Source organism: Pseudoalteromonas sp. APC 3893, from assembly GCF_030408095.1.
Taxonomy (GTDB): domain Bacteria; phylum Pseudomonadota; class Gammaproteobacteria; order Enterobacterales; family Alteromonadaceae; genus Pseudoalteromonas.
Map to the genome: position 1 here is coordinate 889,577 of NZ_JASDCD010000001.1, position 17,898 is coordinate 907,474.

At 37.9% G+C, this 17,898-nt stretch carries 16 protein-coding genes; 6 read left to right on the forward strand and 10 right to left on the reverse strand.

What is annotated here, in order from left to right; all coding sequences use genetic code 11:
• The first annotated feature begins 15 nt into the window (after positions 1–15).
• A complete protein-coding gene (gene gdhA / locus QMA12_RS04035; RefSeq protein WP_290208394.1) occupies positions 16–1,368 on the forward strand; it encodes an NADP-specific glutamate dehydrogenase in 1,353 nt (450 codons plus the stop codon).
• A 194-nt stretch (positions 1,369–1,562) separates the two neighbouring features.
• Complete coding sequence (locus QMA12_RS04040; protein WP_290208830.1) at positions 1,563–2,936, forward strand: M28 family metallopeptidase; 1,374 nt, start codon at positions 1,563–1,565, stop codon at positions 2,934–2,936.
• A gap of 756 nt (positions 2,937–3,692) precedes the next feature.
• On the opposite strand, the gene QMA12_RS04045 is transcribed toward QMA12_RS04040, so the two are convergent.
• From QMA12_RS04045 to QMA12_RS04060, 4 genes are all read right to left on the reverse strand, one after another.
• Positions 3,693–5,831, reverse strand: a complete 2,139-nt coding sequence (locus QMA12_RS04045; RefSeq protein ID WP_290208393.1) for a methyl-accepting chemotaxis protein — start codon at positions 5,829–5,831, stop codon at positions 3,693–3,695.
• Positions 5,832–6,113: 282 nt separating this feature from the next.
• The gene (locus tag QMA12_RS04050) at positions 6,114–6,530 is read right to left on the reverse strand and encodes a VF530 family DNA-binding protein (RefSeq protein ID WP_290208392.1); all 417 of its coding nucleotides are present in this window, start codon (positions 6,528–6,530) and stop codon (positions 6,114–6,116) included.
• A 119-nt stretch (positions 6,531–6,649) separates the two neighbouring features.
• Positions 6,650–7,648, reverse strand: coding sequence for an MDR family oxidoreductase (locus QMA12_RS04055; RefSeq protein ID WP_087533818.1), 999 nt, complete (start codon positions 7,646–7,648; stop codon positions 6,650–6,652).
• Between the two features lie 47 nt (positions 7,649–7,695).
• A complete protein-coding gene (locus tag QMA12_RS04060) occupies positions 7,696–8,331 on the reverse strand; it encodes a TetR/AcrR family transcriptional regulator (protein ID WP_087533862.1) in 636 nt (211 codons plus the stop codon).
• A gap of 419 nt (positions 8,332–8,750) precedes the next feature.
• Here QMA12_RS04060 and rmf point away from each other — a divergent pair, with 419 nt between their 5' ends.
• On the forward strand, positions 8,751–8,921 hold the full coding sequence (gene rmf, locus QMA12_RS04065; RefSeq protein ID WP_058558798.1) for a ribosome modulation factor: 171 nt from the start codon (positions 8,751–8,753) through the stop codon (positions 8,919–8,921).
• A gap of 64 nt (positions 8,922–8,985) precedes the next feature.
• Here the strand turns inward: rmf and fabA are convergent, their stop codons facing one another.
• Positions 8,986–9,501 (reverse strand): bifunctional 3-hydroxydecanoyl-ACP dehydratase/trans-2-decenoyl-ACP isomerase, encoded by a 516-nt coding sequence (gene fabA / locus QMA12_RS04070; RefSeq protein WP_087533817.1) that lies wholly within the window; start codon positions 9,499–9,501, stop codon positions 8,986–8,988.
• A 205-nt stretch (positions 9,502–9,706) separates the two neighbouring features.
• Between fabA and QMA12_RS04075 the strand changes: the two genes are divergently transcribed.
• The 3 genes from QMA12_RS04075 to QMA12_RS04085 are packed head-to-tail and all read left to right on the forward strand — an operon-like array spanning position 9,707 to position 11,809.
• On the forward strand, positions 9,707–10,564 hold the full coding sequence (locus QMA12_RS04075; protein ID WP_290208391.1) for a 6-carboxytetrahydropterin synthase: 858 nt from the start codon (positions 9,707–9,709) through the stop codon (positions 10,562–10,564).
• Positions 10,557–11,372: a M23 family metallopeptidase gene (locus QMA12_RS04080; protein ID WP_087533815.1), complete on the forward strand. Its 816-nt coding sequence runs from the start codon at positions 10,557–10,559 to the stop codon at positions 11,370–11,372. The genes QMA12_RS04075 and QMA12_RS04080 overlap by 8 nt, the downstream gene beginning before the upstream one ends.
• A 5-nt stretch (positions 11,373–11,377) precedes the next feature.
• A complete protein-coding gene (locus QMA12_RS04085; protein ID WP_087533814.1) occupies positions 11,378–11,809 on the forward strand; it encodes an acyl-CoA thioesterase in 432 nt (143 codons plus the stop codon).
• A gap of 155 nt (positions 11,810–11,964) precedes the next feature.
• Here the strand turns inward: QMA12_RS04085 and QMA12_RS04090 are convergent, their stop codons facing one another.
• From QMA12_RS04090 to QMA12_RS04110, 5 genes are read right to left on the reverse strand one after another with little or no spacing between them, the layout of a single operon-like run.
• On the reverse strand, positions 11,965–13,284 hold the full coding sequence (locus QMA12_RS04090) for a Na+/H+ antiporter family protein (RefSeq protein WP_290208389.1): 1,320 nt from the start codon (positions 13,282–13,284) through the stop codon (positions 11,965–11,967).
• Positions 13,281–15,272, reverse strand: a complete 1,992-nt coding sequence (locus QMA12_RS04095) for a DUF3488 and transglutaminase-like domain-containing protein (RefSeq protein WP_290208388.1) — start codon at positions 15,270–15,272, stop codon at positions 13,281–13,283. Before QMA12_RS04095 ends, QMA12_RS04090 begins: the two co-directional genes overlap by 4 nt.
• On the reverse strand, positions 15,256–16,254 hold the full coding sequence (locus QMA12_RS04100; protein ID WP_290208387.1) for a DUF58 domain-containing protein: 999 nt from the start codon (positions 16,252–16,254) through the stop codon (positions 15,256–15,258). The genes QMA12_RS04095 and QMA12_RS04100 overlap by 17 nt, the downstream gene beginning before the upstream one ends.
• An 18-nt stretch (positions 16,255–16,272) precedes the next feature.
• Positions 16,273–17,178 carry a MoxR family ATPase gene (locus QMA12_RS04105; RefSeq protein WP_087533811.1) on the reverse strand — a complete coding sequence of 302 codons (906 nt, stop codon included), beginning with the start codon at positions 17,176–17,178 and terminating at the stop codon, positions 16,273–16,275.
• Between the two features lie 7 nt (positions 17,179–17,185).
• Complete coding sequence (locus tag QMA12_RS04110) at positions 17,186–17,575, reverse strand: response regulator (protein ID WP_290208386.1); 390 nt, start codon at positions 17,573–17,575, stop codon at positions 17,186–17,188.
• Between the last annotated feature and the right edge of the window lie 323 nt (positions 17,576–17,898).

Consider the following 17,898-nt stretch of genomic DNA (forward strand, 5'->3'; position numbering starts at 1 on the left):
CACGGAAGAATAAATATGAATTATATCCATAGTACAATTGCACAACTAAAAAAAACCAGTCCAGCGCAATGCGAATTTTATCAAGCAGTTGAAGAAGTGCTAGAATCACTTGAGCCAATTCTTGAGAACATACCACACTATCAAATCAATGCCATAATTGAACGCTTAGTCGAGCCTGAACGTCAGATCATGTTTAGAGTTCCGTGGGTTGATGACAAAGGCAAGATACACGTCAATAAAGGGTATCGAATAGAGTTTAACTCAGCGTTAGGCCCTTACAAAGGCGGCTTACGCTTTCACCCGAGCGTTAATGCCAGCATAATTAAATTTTTAGGTTTCGAGCAAATATTTAAAAATGCATTAACCGGTTTACCAATTGGTGGCGGAAAAGGGGGCTCTAATTTTGATCCTAAAGGTCGTTCTGACGGCGAAATTATGCGTTTTTGCCAATCATTTATGAACGAATTATATCGCCATATTGGCCCAACTACCGATGTGCCCGCAGGTGATATTGGTGTCGGTGCGCGCGAAATTGGTTATATGTTTGGCCAATATAAACGATTAACAGGTCGTTATGAGGGCGCGTTTACCGGTAAAAGCTTATCGTGGGGCGGCTCACTCGTCCGTAAAGAAGCTACAGGCTATGGCGCAGTGTATTTTGCCAACTACATGCTACAAGCAGCTAACGACACACTCGAAGGTAAACGTTGTTTAGTGTCGGGCGCGGGCAATGTTGCTATATATGCCATAGAAAAGCTATATCAGCTTGGTGCAACGCCAATTAGTTGTAGTGATTCAGGTGGTACTTTATATCACGAGTCAGGTATAGATTTAGCGCTGATCAAACAAATTAAAGAAGGTGATAGAGCCAGTTTAGCTATTTATATTGACTCTCATCCTGATGCGCGTTTTATTCCACGTGCTGACTATCCTGAAGATGGCCACTCTGTGTGGCGTTTTAATGCCGATGCGGCTTTCCCTTGTGCGACGCAAAATGAACTGACTCAAGCCGATGCCAATGCACTGATTGAAAATGGCTGTATTTTAGTCAGCGAAGGCGCAAACATGCCCTGTACCCAAGAAGCAATTAATGTATTCTTAGCTGCAAAAATAGCTTATGGCCCCGGCAAAGCCGCTAATGCCGGTGGGGTTGCAACAAGCCAGTTAGAGATGGCTCAAAATGCAAGTATGCAAACATGGACGTTTGAAGAGGTGGATACAAAGCTTCAGCAAATAATGAAAAACATTTTCGATACAGCCAGCAGCACCGCAAAAGAGTTTGGCCAACCAAACAACTTAGTGTTAGGCGCTAATATTGCCGCATTTAGGCGTGTTGCCGATGCGATGATTGAACAAGGCGTTGTTTAGTTATTAAGTGCTCCCCAGTAGAGTGCCCAATAGGTTTTAGTTGGGTACTCATTCATGTTGCCATCACAGTATTGTTATTTATCGGATAATTTTGATATTTATCTCAAACTACTTTGCTATCAGTTTAAGCTCACGTACTGTGAGTGTAACTAATAGCAAGAGTTTCAACTATGTCTGACCGAATTAAAACTAAAATGACAGTAATCAATACCACGCTTTTATTAAGCAGTTTATTTGTATCTCATACCGTATTGGCTGATCCACTTGATTATCAAGATCAACAAAAGTTACATAATATTGCCAGTGCTGTTTCAGCAAAGCGTCTTGAGAGCGATGTGCAAACCTTGGTTGATTTTGGCACCCGTCATACCTTGTCTGAAACGAAATCTAATACCCGCGGTATTGGCGCAGCGAGACGCTGGATAAAAGCTGAGTTTGAGGCGATATCTAAACAATGTGGTGGCTGCTTAGAAGTGATTGAGGTGAAAGATACAATCTCTGGTGAAAAACGTATACCAAATCCTGTTGAAGTGGTTAACATTATTGCTATTCAACGTGGAATGGATGAGCCAAATCGTATGGTCATGATGTCGGGGGATATAGACTCACGGGTTAGTGACGTAATGGACTTTACCAGTGACTCTCCCGGTGCAAACGATAATGCAACTGGGGTTGCAGGTGTTATTGAAGCCGCTCGTGTTTTATCAAACTATAAATTTAATGGTTCCATTGTTTACGCCGCACTTTCAGGTGAAGAGCAAGGACTTTTTGGTGGTAAAATACTCGCTAAGCATGCACAGCAACAAGGTTGGCAAGTTCATGGCGTATTGAATAACGACATGATTGGCAATATCACTGGCATTAATGGTGTAATCGATAACACAACAGCCCGTATTTTCTCTGAAGGCACACGGGTCATAGAAACCAAAGCGCAAGCTCATAAACGCCGCTTTACCGGTGGTGAAGTAGACTCAGCAAGCCGCAACTTAGCGCGTTATATTGATACCATCGCCGACAGATACATTCCAAATTTAGATACTATGTTGGTTTACAGACTCGACCGTTTTGCCCGTGGTGGCCACCATAGACCCTTCAACGACATGGGGTATGCTGCCGTCAGGGTGATGGAAACTAACGAAAACTATAACCATCAACATCAAGACCTACGTACAGAAAACGGCATTGTTTATGGTGATACCATCGACGGCGTAGATTTTGACTACACCGCAAAACTCACCTCACTTAATGCAGTGAGTTTAGCCGCCATGGCCTGGGCACCCGCACCCCCAAAAAGCGTTGAAATATCTGGTGCGGTAAAACCAAGTACAACATTAAAATGGCAAAAAAACACAGATAAATCCACCGTTGGCTACAGAATTTACTGGCGTTATACCAGCGAGCCACAATGGCAGTTTAGCCGCTATGTAGGTGATGTAAACGAAGCAACGCTTAAAAATGTAGTTATCGATAATTATTATTTTGGTGTCGCCGCAGTGAATAAAGACGGCATTGAATCACCTGTGGTTTTCCCAGGTGATGTGGGCGCATTTGAGCATGTTATGCAGTAATTAGTTATGCGTAGCGCAAGCCTCTCTTGCGCTACCGCTTATTGTTTCAGCCATAATAGTAGTAGGGCGGTGATAATAAATTACCACTGTATATTTATACAGCTTAAATTATTTACAAAGAAATTAAACTAAAATTCTCGGTATATAGCTTATTTCAATTCTCGCTGTGGGAGTGACGAGTTTTTGTTGCGATCTTTATTATAAGTTAGTAAGTTAATAATATTATTATAAATTTTAATGCGTGTAGACATGAATACGGCCACTTTTAATAAAGTGTTTATCGGTATTCTTGGTAAAACGCTGTTATGTGTATCTCCTAGATTATGAAGTATCCGACAGAGTCAGATGTTAAAAAATTAAGTGTGTTAATACGAACTTTATCAGCATTCATTTTTCTGTGCTCGCTGATCGGAGTTGTAAGCTTAACTTTTGCCTTATTTACTGAGCAATTCGAACTTGGTTTTATAATTGGTTTTATTGTTGTAGGAGTAATGCTTCATATATCAGGTAGCGTTACATTTAAAGGGTTTGCGCCAAGATACTTATTATTTGCTCATGGTGCAAAGTAAAATACACATAATCGGGTAGTCGGAGGTCTCCTTCAGCCCACACACCTCCCATCATGCGCTTTTTATTAACAGGAAGTGCAATGGGTGGTTCATCTCCCGTAATGAATATTGATCCAAATATCATTCAATGACACTAAACCTTGTGAAGCTAAGTAGTTATTGTCTAGCCCAATGTTAATTTCTATTTTTAGCTGCTTGTTACTTGAAAACGTGAAATTAAACGCTCAAGTTCAGTGGCACTTCTATCTACAGAGCTTGTTCCTAGGCGGACTTCATGGAGTGAGTTTTGTAACAATGAGCTTATATCATTAACTTGTTGAGCACTTTGTAGTTGCTGCGTTCCTTCTTTATTTATTCCTGTTAACGTATCAATCATATGGGCTAAGGTTTCATTTAATTCAGTATCATCATGTATAACTTCTTCCGTTGAAAGCATATCTTTTTCTACACTTTGCATACTTGACTGCATAATTTCAACTGATTGAGCAGCACTACTTTGTATCTTGCTAATTAATTGACTGATCTCTGTTGTTGCTTCGCCAGTTCTTGCAGCTAAATTTCTTACTTCATCAGCGACAACTGCAAATCCACGGCCTTGTTCACCGGCTCTGGCTGCTTCAATTGCGGCATTTAGAGCTAGCAGATTAGTTTGATCAGCAACTTGGCTTATTAACCCCACCACTGAACCGACATTATTTACATGGTTATGAAGCCCTTTAATAGTATTGCTAGAACTATCAATTGAGTTATGGATACCTTGAGTTTGTTCTCTTATTGTTTGAAATTGCATGACACTTTGAGCTGCTGCAGTTTCTAAATTCGTTCGAATAATCTCAACATCATTAGTGGCGTCATTGATAGTATTAAGCTGAATTTCTATTCGAGACAATAACTTTTGTGTTTCAGTTAACACAGTATTGGCATTTAGACTAAATTCATCTTGTTTTTTTATTAAAACTTGTTTTGCGAGTTGAACATCGTTAGATACATTAATAACTTTACCAACGGTGCTATCAAGGCTATCAATAAAGCTGTTTATCCATTTTCCTAACTCACCGGTTTCATCACTTGATAATAGCCGACTTTCTAAACGTTGCTTTAAGTTACCGCCGCCCTCAGCTATACCCCTAATTACATCTGTCATTTTTTGCAATTTACTGGCTACAGTTGCAGGGCCGCTTTTTGCGAATATTAAACTTGTGATAGTTAAAGTAGCCAATGCCATACCAGCAGATGCAAACCAGTTAAGGCCTAAAATTTCGTGGCAAATGGGTGCTGTAAATGCAACTATCGAGCTATAAATAAAGTGTTGGCGTAAAAGCGTATGACTGATAGAGCGATTACGATAAACCTCTTCAAGATCGCCTTCACACATCATCCCCCATGTATCTTTAGAGCCAGGAAGAGAGAATGTAACACCTTTGCCTATCACTGGAACATGGCGGTAGTCTGAGTACCCTGGATAATCTACAAATACATTGCTACCTGCTTTAATTGTTTCACGTACACCAGGGTGTAATTGGCCTGTTGCAGGGTCGGTAAACTTTAGCTCTAGTTCTGTGTGCTCCTTAACTTTAAGTACACCCCAATCAGTTTTAACGCCGTCTTTAAGGTTATCACCTAAGGAGAATGTACGATCTTCAAACCTAGAGCGAGATAGGGCAGTACCAGCTTCGATAGATTTATCAAAATTCGCTTTAACCATGAACAGGTAGTTATCACCAGACTCTTGAAATATATGTCCAGCTTCACGCTGTATAAGATCGCCGATGACATCATTTGGTACTCTTGCGCATAAGCAATATGTTTGATTATTTGCCAGTTCAATAGGTAAATAAAACATCAATGTTACGGCATCGTGAAACTTAGAAGACGTGGGACCTAATTGTTTTGTTTGGTTATCTTTGTATGGTCCATGAAGGAATGGGTGTTTAAAGCCTTGTTGAACGGCCGGCAAAGGTAAAATACTTTGCCCTATATGCGATTGATAACTTGAAGCTAGCACCTCAGCGGTTTGTGTAATTAAAAATAATTCAGATATATCATTCGAGTATTTAAGTTTACTGGTTAATAATTCACTAAACTCATTTTGGCTGGTTTGCTGTATATCACTGGCAACACTTTGTAAAAACTGCCATTGGCTGTTAGTCCAATCTTGTAAAATCTCGAGTCGTGTATTTGATATTCCTTCAAAGGTATTTTTTATAAATGTTGTTCGATTACGATTTAAAAAATACGCTAAGCCTAAAGCTATTTTTCCATTTCGCCCAAAATAAGGCAACCAAGCCTTTTCATCCTTATTCAAATACATAGATCTACTACTCACTTCATACCCCTTATGGCCCAGTGCAAAACAGATATTGCTGTATCCAGCTAATGCAAGATATTGACCACGTAGTAATAATGAGTTGAGAATGCACTTTTAACCCAAGATATGTATATTTAAGATATAAATAGGGTTTTATCTAAATGATTTATTGGCAATATAAATTTGCTTTTTATTACTGCACAAAACTGGATAGTTAAATGCACCAAATTGGTAGGGAATATTTAACTAGTGACATGTTTTTAGCTAGCAAAGCCAGCTAAAATTATAATTCCAGTGAGATTAGTTACCCCACGGATTACTTGCATTTGAGCGTTGCTTACGGGTTCGAGCGCGGTCTTTCGCTTCTTTTTTTGCTTGGATACGTTTGGCATCACTAAAGCTTAACTCACATGGTTCGCCTGGCTTATGATCAGCAGGAATTACACGGTCACGTGGTGGTAGCTGATATTGTACATCATCAGGTTTAGGTAAGTTTTTTAAACGATAAAGATAAAAGTTTTCAACTTTGTCTTGCGCCCACTGAGTTTTACGTAAAAATTTGACCGCAGACTTTAGATCCGGGTTATTTTTAAAACAATTTAGCTGCAAGTAAGCATGTAATAATTCCCAGCCGTATTGATCAACTAGCTCAGATACTACCTGTTCAAGTTTAACGCCTTGCAACGGGTTATTGCCAAATAATTCTTCGTTACTCATGGTCACTCTCATTTCAATTTCTAATACAGTAATTATAATTTTTAAATCAATAATTAGATAGTAGAAATTAAAACAGAAAGCTGTCATTTATTTAACAGCTTCATATAAAAAAGTGAGGGTTAGAGTTTTTGGCAATTGACCACAACACGGCCTCTTAGATTTGCGTCCATTAGATCATCAGCACAATTGATAACTTCTTTTAAGCTTATTTCATTGCTAATGGTATCTAGGTAGTCTGCGCTGACTAAAGCACTGAGTCTATTCCATGCTTCTATTCGGTCAGCTTTTGGACGCATAACACTGTCGATCCCAATAAGAGAAACACCGCGTAGAATAAAGGGGGCTACGGATGCAGGTAAATCCATGCCTTGAGCAAGGCCACAGGCTGTTACAACACCACCGTATTTTAATGATGCACAAATATTAGCAAGGGTATGACTACCAACAGAGTCGATAGCAGCTGCAAATCGCTCTTTTGCTAAAGGCTTGCCTGGTTTTGAAAATTCATCTCTATGAATGATCTGTTTTGCGCCTAGGTGAGTTAAATAGTCTGTTTGCTCTGGCCGACCAGTTACTGCAATTACACTAAAACCAAGTTTGTTAAGTAAATAAATAGCAAAACTACCAACACCACCATTTGCGCCTGTAACTAAAATATCACCAGAAGCGGGGGTGATACCCTGTTTTTCAAGCGCTATTACACTGAGCATCGCCGTATAGCCTGCCGTTCCTATTTGCATGGTTTGTTTTGCGGTTAAACCTGATGGCTTAGGTATTAACCAGTCGGCACTTAAACTGGCTTTTTGTGCAAGTCCGCCCCAATGTTTTTCTCCTACTCCAAAACCATTTAAAATTACCGTATCACCTAATTGAAACTCATCAGTTTTGCAGTTTGATACTTTACCTACTAGATCAATTCCCGGCACCATTGGGAAACTGCGCACAACAGGTCCTTTGCCAGTGATAGCAAGCCCATCTTTATAATTAAGTGTACTGTACAATACATCGATACTTACATCGTTATCGGGTAACGAACTAGTGCTTAAAGTGTCGAGCTTTGCACAGTAGGGGGTATCGTCTGATTTATTAATAACAATAGCGTTGAAAAAATTTTCCATTACGAATCCTTTTAGACCGATCGTCTTTAAATTGATAAAAAAAGGCACTACCTAAGTAGCGCACGTAAAAACATTTCTGTGTATAGCATTAAAGGTTGTGAGTTTTTGACTAGTTTTGCACGCATAACTGCGCCTTCCCAACCAACCCAAAAAAATTCACTCATCTGTGCGGCATCAATATGCTTACTGACTAACTTTTGCTCTTGTGCGCCTTCAATGCACTGCTGTACTTGTAGTTGCCACTGCTCATAACTGTGTAATAACTTGGTTTTAAATTCAGCTGATAAATGATTAAGCTCTTGGTTTAAATTACCAATTAAACAACCCCGGCTGAAATTATACTTTTGCATGCCTGTTGCGGCGCTTTGGGTAAAATTTATTAACCGTTCTAAATGAGGGACATCATCTTGATTTAAGTATCGCTTTAATTTAGCAATAAAATAATCATTGTATGCGTCTATTACAGCTAAGCCAAAGTCATCTTTACTTTCAAAGTAATGATAAAAAGAACCTTTAGGCACACCTACTTTTTTTAAGATAGTGTCTATACCCGTGGCACTAAAACCAAATTCTGTTAATGTTTCAAGCCCTGTAGCGATAAGTAATGCTTTGGTATCTGCATTACTACGAGCTACTTTTGGTGGGCGACCACGTCTGGGTGGATTTTGCTCGTTTGTTTGCATAACCCATATTAGACCGATCGTATTTATATATGCAAGTAATTTGTATTTTATTTGCACATAATTTTAAATTTCACATAATAAAACAATAAAAGCCTAGTTTTTAAATGCTTGCAATAAAGTTGTCATAATTACAATTTATGGATGAACTTTTGCGTTACATAGGTAGTCACATTTAAAGCAGGATACTGCATGTTAGCGATTAGATAGTCGTAATTTTTTTATATAAATATTGAATGTACATCGGTGGTATGACCACTGTGATTTTTTAATGTTAATTCATCTTTGCATCAGCAGCTTAGTTAAAGTCAATTTATTTAATTGCTTTTATGATTTGAATTTAACAGTTTTATTAACTATTCATTAATTGTAGATGTCATTAACACTACAAATTTATAAATATAAAAGGTGAGGATTTACCTATGAAGAGACAGAAAAGAGATCGGTTAGAAAGAGCTCATTCTCAAGGTTTTAAAGCAGGTTTGGCAGGACGTTCAAAAGATATTTGCCCTTATCAACAAGTAGACCCTAAATCAGAGTGGTTAGGTGGTTGGCGTGAAGCGATAGAAAATCGCAACATGTACAAAACGTAATTTTATAAACGAATTTTAAGCAAAAACGCCCTCGATTGAGGGCGTTTTTGTATCTGCATTTTAATTAAAACGCGCTTGTATCTTGGAATAAGCCTACTTTTAAATCTTTTGCTTCATAGATAACGCGGCCATCTACTTCAACAGTACCATCAGCCATACCCATAAATAATTTACGCTTTATAACACGCTTCATTTCTAGGCGGTAAGTCACTTTTTTCGCAGTCGGTAAAATTTGACCTGTAAACTTAACTTCGCCAACACCCAACGCGCGGCCTAAACCTGGACCACCAGACCAACCTAGGAAAAAACCAACTAGTTGCCACATTGCATCTAGCCCTAGGCAACCAGGCATGACTGGATCACCCTTAAAGTGGCAATCGAAAAACCAAAGGCTTGGATCTATATCAAGTTCAGCAACGATTTGACCTTTTCCATGTTCGCCCCCATCATCAGTGATTGAGATGATCCGGTCCATCATTAACATGTTATCACTAGGTAAACGGCAGTTGCCTTCACCGAACATTTCACCTTGACCACAAAGGACCAATTCTTCTTTTGTATAGCTATTTTTAGGTTCCATAACACTTTTTCGTCGCTTAGAAATTGCAGAGTACTTTAGCGTACACTTGTACGCTAAACAACTCGGAGCAGTTAAAAAAACAATATTTCTGCATGAAATATCATCGATTAGGTAAAGAACTTGCTAATTGTGCGATTAGAACGCGCAATTACGAGTAAAAATCATTATAATCACTTTGATTTTTTAACCAGTATAAAGGAAGTTTATGATCCTTTTTGTTAACGCACTTACAGTAATTGATTTTTCTTATCTATGTAATAAACGTGGCGCAGTTGGCGAGAGCTGGATTGTTGATTTAACTTTGCATGGCAAATTAAATGAAGAGTCTATGGTGCTTGATTTTGGGTTAGTTAAAAAACAAATCAAAGGCATAATTGATGAATGCATAGACCATAAATTAGCGATACCTTCACAAATAAATGGTGAAGTTGTATCTCATGGGGACTATAAAACACTTGATTGTACATTTGGCGATGATCATCACTTAGCGATGAGTGCACCTAATCAAGCATACTGTTTAATTGATGCTCCTGTTATCAATGAGCAAGCCGTAATAGATTTTTTAATAGCGACTATTATGCCGCAGTTACCAAGCAATATTGATAAAATCGAAATTGAATTAAAACCTGAGCATAGCAAAAGCTTTTATTATCATTATAGTCATGGACTTAAAAAGCATGATGGTAATTGTCAGCGTATTATTCATGGTCATCGTTCTCAGTTGGGCGTTTCATTAAATGGTATGTCCATGCCGCGCATTCAAAAGCAATGGGCTGACAAATGGCAAGATATTTATTTAGCCACTGCAGAGGACCAAATTGAAGCCTCACAATTGAAACATATTCGTGCCAAAGAGTCTGATCTGTGTTTTGCGTACAGCGCAGCACAAGGTTATTTTGAAATGGCTATAAGTAGTGAGCGTTGTGATATTTTACCGGTAGACACCACTGTAGAATGCATAGCATCTTATTTAGCACAGCAGATTAAGGCGCAATACAGTGACTCTGATGTGAAAGTGACAGCGTACGAGGGTGTTGCTAAGGGGTCTATTTGTTATGCGTAAATTGATTCTTGCCAGTGTACTTACGTCATTGAGCGTTTTTGCTCACGGCGTTGAACTAAAAGGTAATCTAACTCAAGGTGGTTTAGTGACAGGCCAGCTTGATGGTGCAAAATCAGTGAGCTTTAACGGTGAAAAGTTAAAAACCACGGCAAATGGTACATTTGTTTTCGGCTTTGGTCGAGATGCAAAGCTAAATCATGAATTAAGCTGGGTAGACACTGAAGGTAAATCTCATAAACAGCCTTTGTTGATCACCAAACGCGATTACGATATTGATAAAATTACCGGTGTAGCAAAAAAATATGTGTCACCACCTACAGAAGTCAGTGAGCGAATTAGTCGCGAAGCCGTGGCTGTTAGAAATGCCCGCAAAGTTGATTCTGATTTAACGTATTTTTTAGACCCTGTTTATAAACCTGCCCAAGGGCGTATTTCAGGTGTTTATGGTAGCCAACGTTACTTTAATGGTGAACCTCGTCGTCCTCACTTTGGTCTGGACATTGCTAATAAAACCGGTAGTCCAGTGTATGCACCAGTAAGTGGAACGGTGGTTTTTGCTAATAATGATTTATATTATTCTGGCGGTACACTGATTTTAGACCACGGACACAGTGTTACATCAACCTATATTCATTTAAGTAAATTAGATGTAAAAGTAGGTGATGAGATAAAACGTGGTGAAAAAATAGCTGAAATAGGTGCTACAGGGCGTGTAACAGGCCCGCATTTAGACTGGCGATTTAACTGGAAGGGCGAACGCCTCGATCCAGCACTTATGATGTTAGACACCTTAGCCAATAAAAAGTAGAGAACATGACAACTGAAGTTAATCACGATGAAATCATTGCACAGCGTATTAAAGACTCAACTACATCAGTAACAAAAACTGTTTTTCCTGGCCGTACAAATCACCACAATACGTTATTTGGTGGAGATGCCCTTGCTTGGATGGATGAAGTAGCCTTTATTGCTGCAACACGTTTTTGCCGTAAACCCTTAGTAACCATTTCATCGGACAGAGTCGATTTTAAAGAAGCTATCCCAGCAGGTACGTTTGCTGAACTTATTTCTAAAGTGGTTCATGTAGGAAATACAAGCTTACGTGTTGATGTAGAAATTTTTCTTGAAACAATGCACAAAGATGACAAGCATTCAGCCATTACAGGTAGTTTTACCTTCGTAGCTGTCGATGATAATCACAGACCTACACCGGTTGTGTGCGATAAAATGATATACGGTTTTTAAACTATAGAATATTCAATAGCACTCCTTGTGAGTGCTATTATTATAGATACAAAAGAACACATCATACTTTTCCTTGGCATTTTATAATCTAAACACCGAGTAAAAAGGTAAAAATAGAAGGTCAAAGAGAGTGATGTTTGATTCTATCAAAACGATTATAACACCATGGCAGCTAGCCAACCAAAAGCAAGCAGTGGTAGGTTAAAGTGAATAAAGGTAGGCACTACTGAGTCCCAAATATGGTCGTGTTGACCATCCGCATTTAAACCTGATGTTGGACCTAATGTCGAATCTGAAGCAGGGGAGCCGGCATCGCCTAAAGCGCCAGCCGTACCAACAAGAGCAGCAGTCGCCATAACAGAAAAGTTTAATTCTAAACATAATGGAACAAAAAGGGTGGCTATTATTGGTACCGTTGAAAATGAACTACCAATTCCCATGGTGATCATTAAGCCTACTAATAAAATTAATGCCGCTGCCAAAGGTTGATTACCTTCTATAACCCCCGCGGCACTTTGCACTAAAGATGAAACATCACCGGTTGCTTTCATAACAGAAGCAAAACCTTGAGCTGCGATCATAATAAAGCCAATCATTGCCATCATAGCAACACCTTTACTAAATACGTCGTTATTTTGCTCCCATTTAACAATACCAAATAAGCTGAAAATCATCACACCAACAAGGCCGCCTAATATCATAGAGCCACTTACATTCTGCGCTATTAATGATGTTAATACCGCGGTAATACCGACCAGTAAAACTTTTTTTGGTTGCTGCACTGTTACGTTAATAGTTTGATCTTCTAATTCATTTGTTTTATAAGTCCTGCGTTTTCTGTAGCTGATAAATACCGCAATCAAGAGCCCGATAAACATGCCAATTGCAGGTATTATCATGGCCATAGGTACTTGCGTATTTATAATTTCTAGCCCGTTCTCAACTAAGTTTTTATGTAATATTGAATATAAATAAATTCCACCAAATCCATAGGGTAGTACCATATAAGAAGTTGCAAGACCAAATGTTAAAATACAGGCAATGGCTCTACGGTCTAATCGCAGCTTATTAAACACAACTAATAGTGGTGGGATCAAAATTGGAATAAACGCAATATGCACCGGAATAAGGTTTTGTGATGAAATAGCACATACTAGTATTATCGATAATATAAAGTAACTAAGGGCGGTTTCGCCTTTATTTGAAGTGTTCACTTTCGATAACAATTTTGCGGCGAGAATTCTGGTAAGACCTGATTTTGAAATCGCAACAGCAAACGCACCCAGCATGGCATAACTAAGCGCAATTTCAGCGCCGCCAGACAAACCCGCGTTAAAAGCATTTAATGTCTCGGTTAAGCCAAGCCCTGCGCTTAACCCAGCAACGAGAGCACTGAGGGTCATAGCAACAATAACATTTACACGGGCTAGAGTTAACCCAAGCATTAATAAAACACCAATTACAACTGCGTTCATAGAGATCTCTTAGCTTTTGTTTTAATTGATTTTACCAGATCATAGCTGTGATTTTTACGTTGCGGAGTAAATTCCTCACCTTTATATCTTACATCGCTGTATAACTGAGCAAACTGCATGAAAAGTGAACCTTTCTCAGTGAAATGCTCTCTAGCTAGATTAAGATATTGCAGTGGAGTGAGATTGGCTTTTTGGTTAAAACCATTTTTAGCGCACCAAAATTGAATTTCTTTATAGTGCGTAGCGAGCAGATGCTCATTCAGCATTGCTTTTTTAGGCCAATTTAAATAAACAAAATAGCTAATAAAAATAATGATGATAGTTAAAATGACAAACAATGAAATTTTCCATAGTTGGTTATTACCAAACAAGCGTTTCAAAAATGAACTTTGCTTTTGTTGATCAAAGCCAAGCACCCAATTTGTCCATTTGTAATCTAAGTTTTCTAAATTTAAACGCAACCAATTAAACCCAGGTATTTGATTGAACCTCAGTAAACTAAACTCTAAATTGTTAGTGAACTCATTATTAAGGGATTGCATTTGTGAAAGTGAGCCAGTTAAACGCTCAGGCGAAACAACGGCGGTTGCATCAAAAATTTGCCAACCTTTACCTTTTATAAATACCTCAACCCATGCATGGGCATCATACTGGTACACACTTAGATATTCATCTTGCTCATTTAGCTCTCCACCTAAATAACCCGATACAACTCTGGCAGGAATACCTACCGTTCTAAACATAAACGCTGCTGCACTGGCATAATGACCACAAAAACCCCGTTTATTATTAAACATAAACTCATCAATAGTATTACCACCCGTCATAGGCTCTGGCGTAAGAGTATAAGCAAAGCCTTGATTTGAGAAATGCTCTGTCAAAGCAGTTAAAAATTCACTGTCGTTGTTACTGTTTTTATATAAAGACAGCGCTAATTGCTGAGATTGCACATTATTTAGCTCAGAATTTCCAAGTGTTAAGTTTTGATAGCGATTAATTTTATTTAATAGCGAATCATTGAAAGACGAAGTCTTTACTTCATAATTTATATTATTACTTAAGTACCGTTTGCGAATAAGCAAACCTTGTTCTGTACTTTTCACATCAGAGTTTGTTGAATAAGCTTGGCCTATACCATATAACCATGGCTTTGATGAGGGCTCAGCAATAATGTTGTACTGCGATTCAAATTGGGGTGCATCCTTTACAGATGTTTTATTTCGTTGCTGGCTTTTTAATAAGTCCGATACTAACCACGTAGTCCCATCAAATTCATCATGAATTATAGCTCGCCAATAGTATGGTGGTGCAGGGGGCTTATTTATACTTAATTTCGCTCTAAAAACAAGTTCGTCTGAACGAGAAAGCTTTGCAATATCAAAGGGGTTAACACTTTCAGACAAGCCCGTTTTAGCAAGTTTGGGCCCTGGTAATTGCCAAAAGGCAGGCATTTTTGGTAAAAATAACAATAAAAAAACAGCGATAGGTAGAGCGAGTAACAACATTTTCCCGCTTTGTTTAGAAGCAATTTTTAAACTGTGTTTATTTTCAATAAGTGCAAGCGCTGCAAAATTTAACACATACAAGATACTTACGCATAATGTTGCAATGATTGACTGCGAAAAAAGATAAACGGTAGAGAGACTAAAAAAGCTCAATAATACAATTGTTTGATAATGTTTTTTGGTTTTGGCTTGTAACAATTTAAACAAGCTGGACAAAATAAGCATAGCAACAAATAAAGTTACCGTATCACCAAATCCAACATCGTGAAGAAGTAATACAAGAGAAAGAGCGGCCAAAATATTAGCATATAATGTACTTGGTTTAGGCTTCTTCATTAAAGTGATTGTAAAATTCCAAGCACATAACAAGGCCAATAACGCAGTAAATATAAGAGTCAGTTCAGACATAATAAATAAAACGACCAAGCCATAAACTATCGACAAAGTAAGATTTATTGCTTTTTCGTTATGAACGTTCGGCATCTTGATTCTTAGAGTTTACCTTAAAACGACTCAATGCAATTAAACATGCATTAAAATGATCTGAGTCTTTAGACATTGAATAAAGCTGATTATTTAACTTAAGGGCAAAAGCATGATCATGCAAATGGGCTTGGGTGATCAAATAGCTTAAGTGGCTTAATCTTGTTTCGGCATTACCTTGTAATTGAGAATAGTCGTAGGTCATTGGTGTGGAGGCAAAGTTAACAAATTCTTTCACCATCAGTTGCTGTGTCTTTGCATAATGTTTCCACGATACTCTTTGCAGTCCCATACCATGTTGATGATCAACCAAGGTATCAAATTCGTCAATTCCATTGGGATGTTTTAAATCGCCGTCACCGTTATACTCATCAACCATTAAGTTATTATTTTTCTGTGGATTTACTTGCTCTGGATACACAAAAACAGTTTCTTCTATTTGCATATAACTCCAAACAGAAACTAAACCAAATGGGTATTGGCTAAGTAATTTTATGCGTTTTAACGGGTAGCTACCTCGGTTTTTATAAGGTAAGGATACTGTAATGCTTGTTTTACCTTTTATGTTATCGAGATGATGCAATAATTTATTTTGATAAAGAATAAGTAATGACTGACATAACTTATCGGTTGAAACGTCGAAAACTAAGCGGGGTGAAATAGGGGAGTAGTTATTATTCTTTACTTTAAAGCGTAGAGTTAAACCTTTTACATTGGAGTAACCAATTAAAATAGCCAATACCAAAACAACCAGCATTAAATAAGCCATAGCCAAAATTAAGTTGTTCTGATAATTAATTCCTAATATAAAATTCAAAACTGTGACAAATAAAAAACCGCAGCCCATTTTTGAAGGTAAAACATAAATCGTATTATGTTTTAGGGTAAGTGTATTACCTGTATGTTTATTTTTTAATAGCTTAGTAAAGAGTGCTTGTTTAAAATCAGCAAATAAAAAACCATTCTTTTTGTTGTTTCGCATTTTTGCAAATAGCATATTTTACAAGGGCACTGGAACAGCGTTTAATAACTGTTTTATTTGTAATTCACTTGTTTGTTCATCAATTCCTAATCGATGAGCTGCCACACTTTTAAATACAGTTTGTACATCATCGGGAGTTACAAAATCTCTACCTTCAATATAAGCCCAAGCTTGTGCAGCTTTACCCATCGCTATACTGGCTCTTGGCGATAGCGGATTAGCAAAAACACCGCTTTCTCGGGTATAAGATACAAGCTCAATAATGTAATCAACGATCGGTTCTGAAATAGTCACTTTTTTAGTTTCAGACTGTATATCAATTAGTTGAGAGAAATTGATCCGTTTAGGAAGCGCATCAGAATCACGATTATTAGCACCTAAAATAAGCTTTCTTTCCGCTTTTTTTGGTGGAAACCCTAAACTTATCCGCATCATAAAACGGTCTAATTGTGACTCAGGCAAAGGGTAAGTACCTGATTGATATAAAGGATTTTGTGTAGCAATAACAAAAAATGGTGTTGGTAGGGGGTATATATCACCATCCATCGACACTTGTTTTTCTTCCATTGCTTCTAACAATGCACTTTGTGTTTTTGGTCCAGCACGGTTTATTTCATCGGCTAAAACTACTTGACTAAAAACAGGCCCTTTATGAAAAGTGAAAGTGTGTTCATTTGAATTAAATATACTCGCACCTAAAATATCTGATGGCAGTAAATCGCTGGTAAATTGAACTCGCTGATATGACAAGCCTAAAACAGAAGCAAGTGCATGTGATAACGTGGTTTTACCCATACCTGGTAAGTCTTCAATGAGTAAATGGCCTTGACTAAATAAGCAGGTTAAGGCGAGTTTAATTTGTGTTTTTTTACCAAAAATTACCTGTGATAAATCATCAATAATAGCTGTAACTGTAGAGTGCATAGTAACCTTAAAAATGTTCGACTATTTCTAATCGCTTCATTACTGTATCAACTTTTTTCGCGTTGAATGGTTTGGCAATAAAACCTTTGGCGCCAAGCTCCCAAGTATTTTGCACATTCTCTAAACTATTATGTCCAGAGCACATCACAACATGGGTGTTTGGGTAATTATCATTTAAAAACTCGAGGATTTCAGCTCCGTCAGTATCTGGTAACTCAATATCGAGAAAGATGACATTAGGAGATTTTTCTTTGATTAATGATTTTGCAGATTCAAAATCACGGCTTTCTAAAATATCTTCAAAGCCTAACTCAGTTAAGATTTGATTTAAGTAGTCACGAATATCTTGAACATCATCAATAATCAAAATAGGTTCTAACGGGCGCACAAATTCCATATTGTTTACTTCTTGTGATACAGCTTAAAATTGTAGCTTCAATACTAAGCTAAGCGATAATGAAGCTCAAGAAAGATACCGCAATAAACCCAACTATTTGAAATAAACCGCATTAATGTCCGATACCGTCTAGTATTGGACATAGCAATGGTATGTAAGCGGGTAACAAACACAGCCTTTGATGTATAATTACCATAACCTATAATTTGAAACGTGTTATGTTGAGAAAACGCCCCGCCAAAATATCCTAATGGCGGGGCGTTTGTGGTTTTTCGTGTGGAAAATAGCGACAGCCCACACGAACTAGAACAAAAGCCTTTTTA

Coding starts and splice junctions, on each gene's coding strand:
- gdhA (WP_290208394.1), top strand. CDS start 16: ATGAATTATATCCATAGTACAATTGCACAACTAAAAAAAACCAGTCCA.
- QMA12_RS04040 (WP_290208830.1), top strand. CDS start 1,563: ATGACAGTAATCAATACCACGCTTTTATTAAGCAGTTTATTTGTATCT.
- QMA12_RS04050 (WP_290208392.1), bottom strand. CDS start 6,530: ATGAGTAACGAAGAATTATTTGGCAATAACCCGTTGCAAGGCGTTAAA.
- QMA12_RS04055 (WP_087533818.1), bottom strand. CDS start 7,648: ATGGAAAATTTTTTCAACGCTATTGTTATTAATAAATCAGACGATACC.
- QMA12_RS04060 (WP_087533862.1), bottom strand. CDS start 8,331: ATGCAAACAAACGAGCAAAATCCACCCAGACGTGGTCGCCCACCAAAA.
- rmf (WP_058558798.1), top strand. CDS start 8,751: ATGAAGAGACAGAAAAGAGATCGGTTAGAAAGAGCTCATTCTCAAGGT.
- fabA (WP_087533817.1), bottom strand. CDS start 9,501: ATGGAACCTAAAAATAGCTATACAAAAGAAGAATTGGTCCTTTGTGGT.
- QMA12_RS04075 (WP_290208391.1), top strand. CDS start 9,707: ATGATCCTTTTTGTTAACGCACTTACAGTAATTGATTTTTCTTATCTA.
- QMA12_RS04080 (WP_087533815.1), top strand. CDS start 10,557: ATGCGTAAATTGATTCTTGCCAGTGTACTTACGTCATTGAGCGTTTTT.
- QMA12_RS04085 (WP_087533814.1), top strand. CDS start 11,378: ATGACAACTGAAGTTAATCACGATGAAATCATTGCACAGCGTATTAAA.
- QMA12_RS04090 (WP_290208389.1), bottom strand. CDS start 13,284: ATGAACGCAGTTGTAATTGGTGTTTTATTAATGCTTGGGTTAACTCTA.
- QMA12_RS04095 (WP_290208388.1), bottom strand. CDS start 15,272: ATGCCGAACGTTCATAACGAAAAAGCAATAAATCTTACTTTGTCGATA.
- QMA12_RS04100 (WP_290208387.1), bottom strand. CDS start 16,254: ATGCGAAACAACAAAAAGAATGGTTTTTTATTTGCTGATTTTAAACAA.
- QMA12_RS04105 (WP_087533811.1), bottom strand. CDS start 17,178: ATGCACTCTACAGTTACAGCTATTATTGATGATTTATCACAGGTAATT.
- QMA12_RS04110 (WP_290208386.1), bottom strand. CDS start 17,575: ATGGAATTTGTGCGCCCGTTAGAACCTATTTTGATTATTGATGATGTT.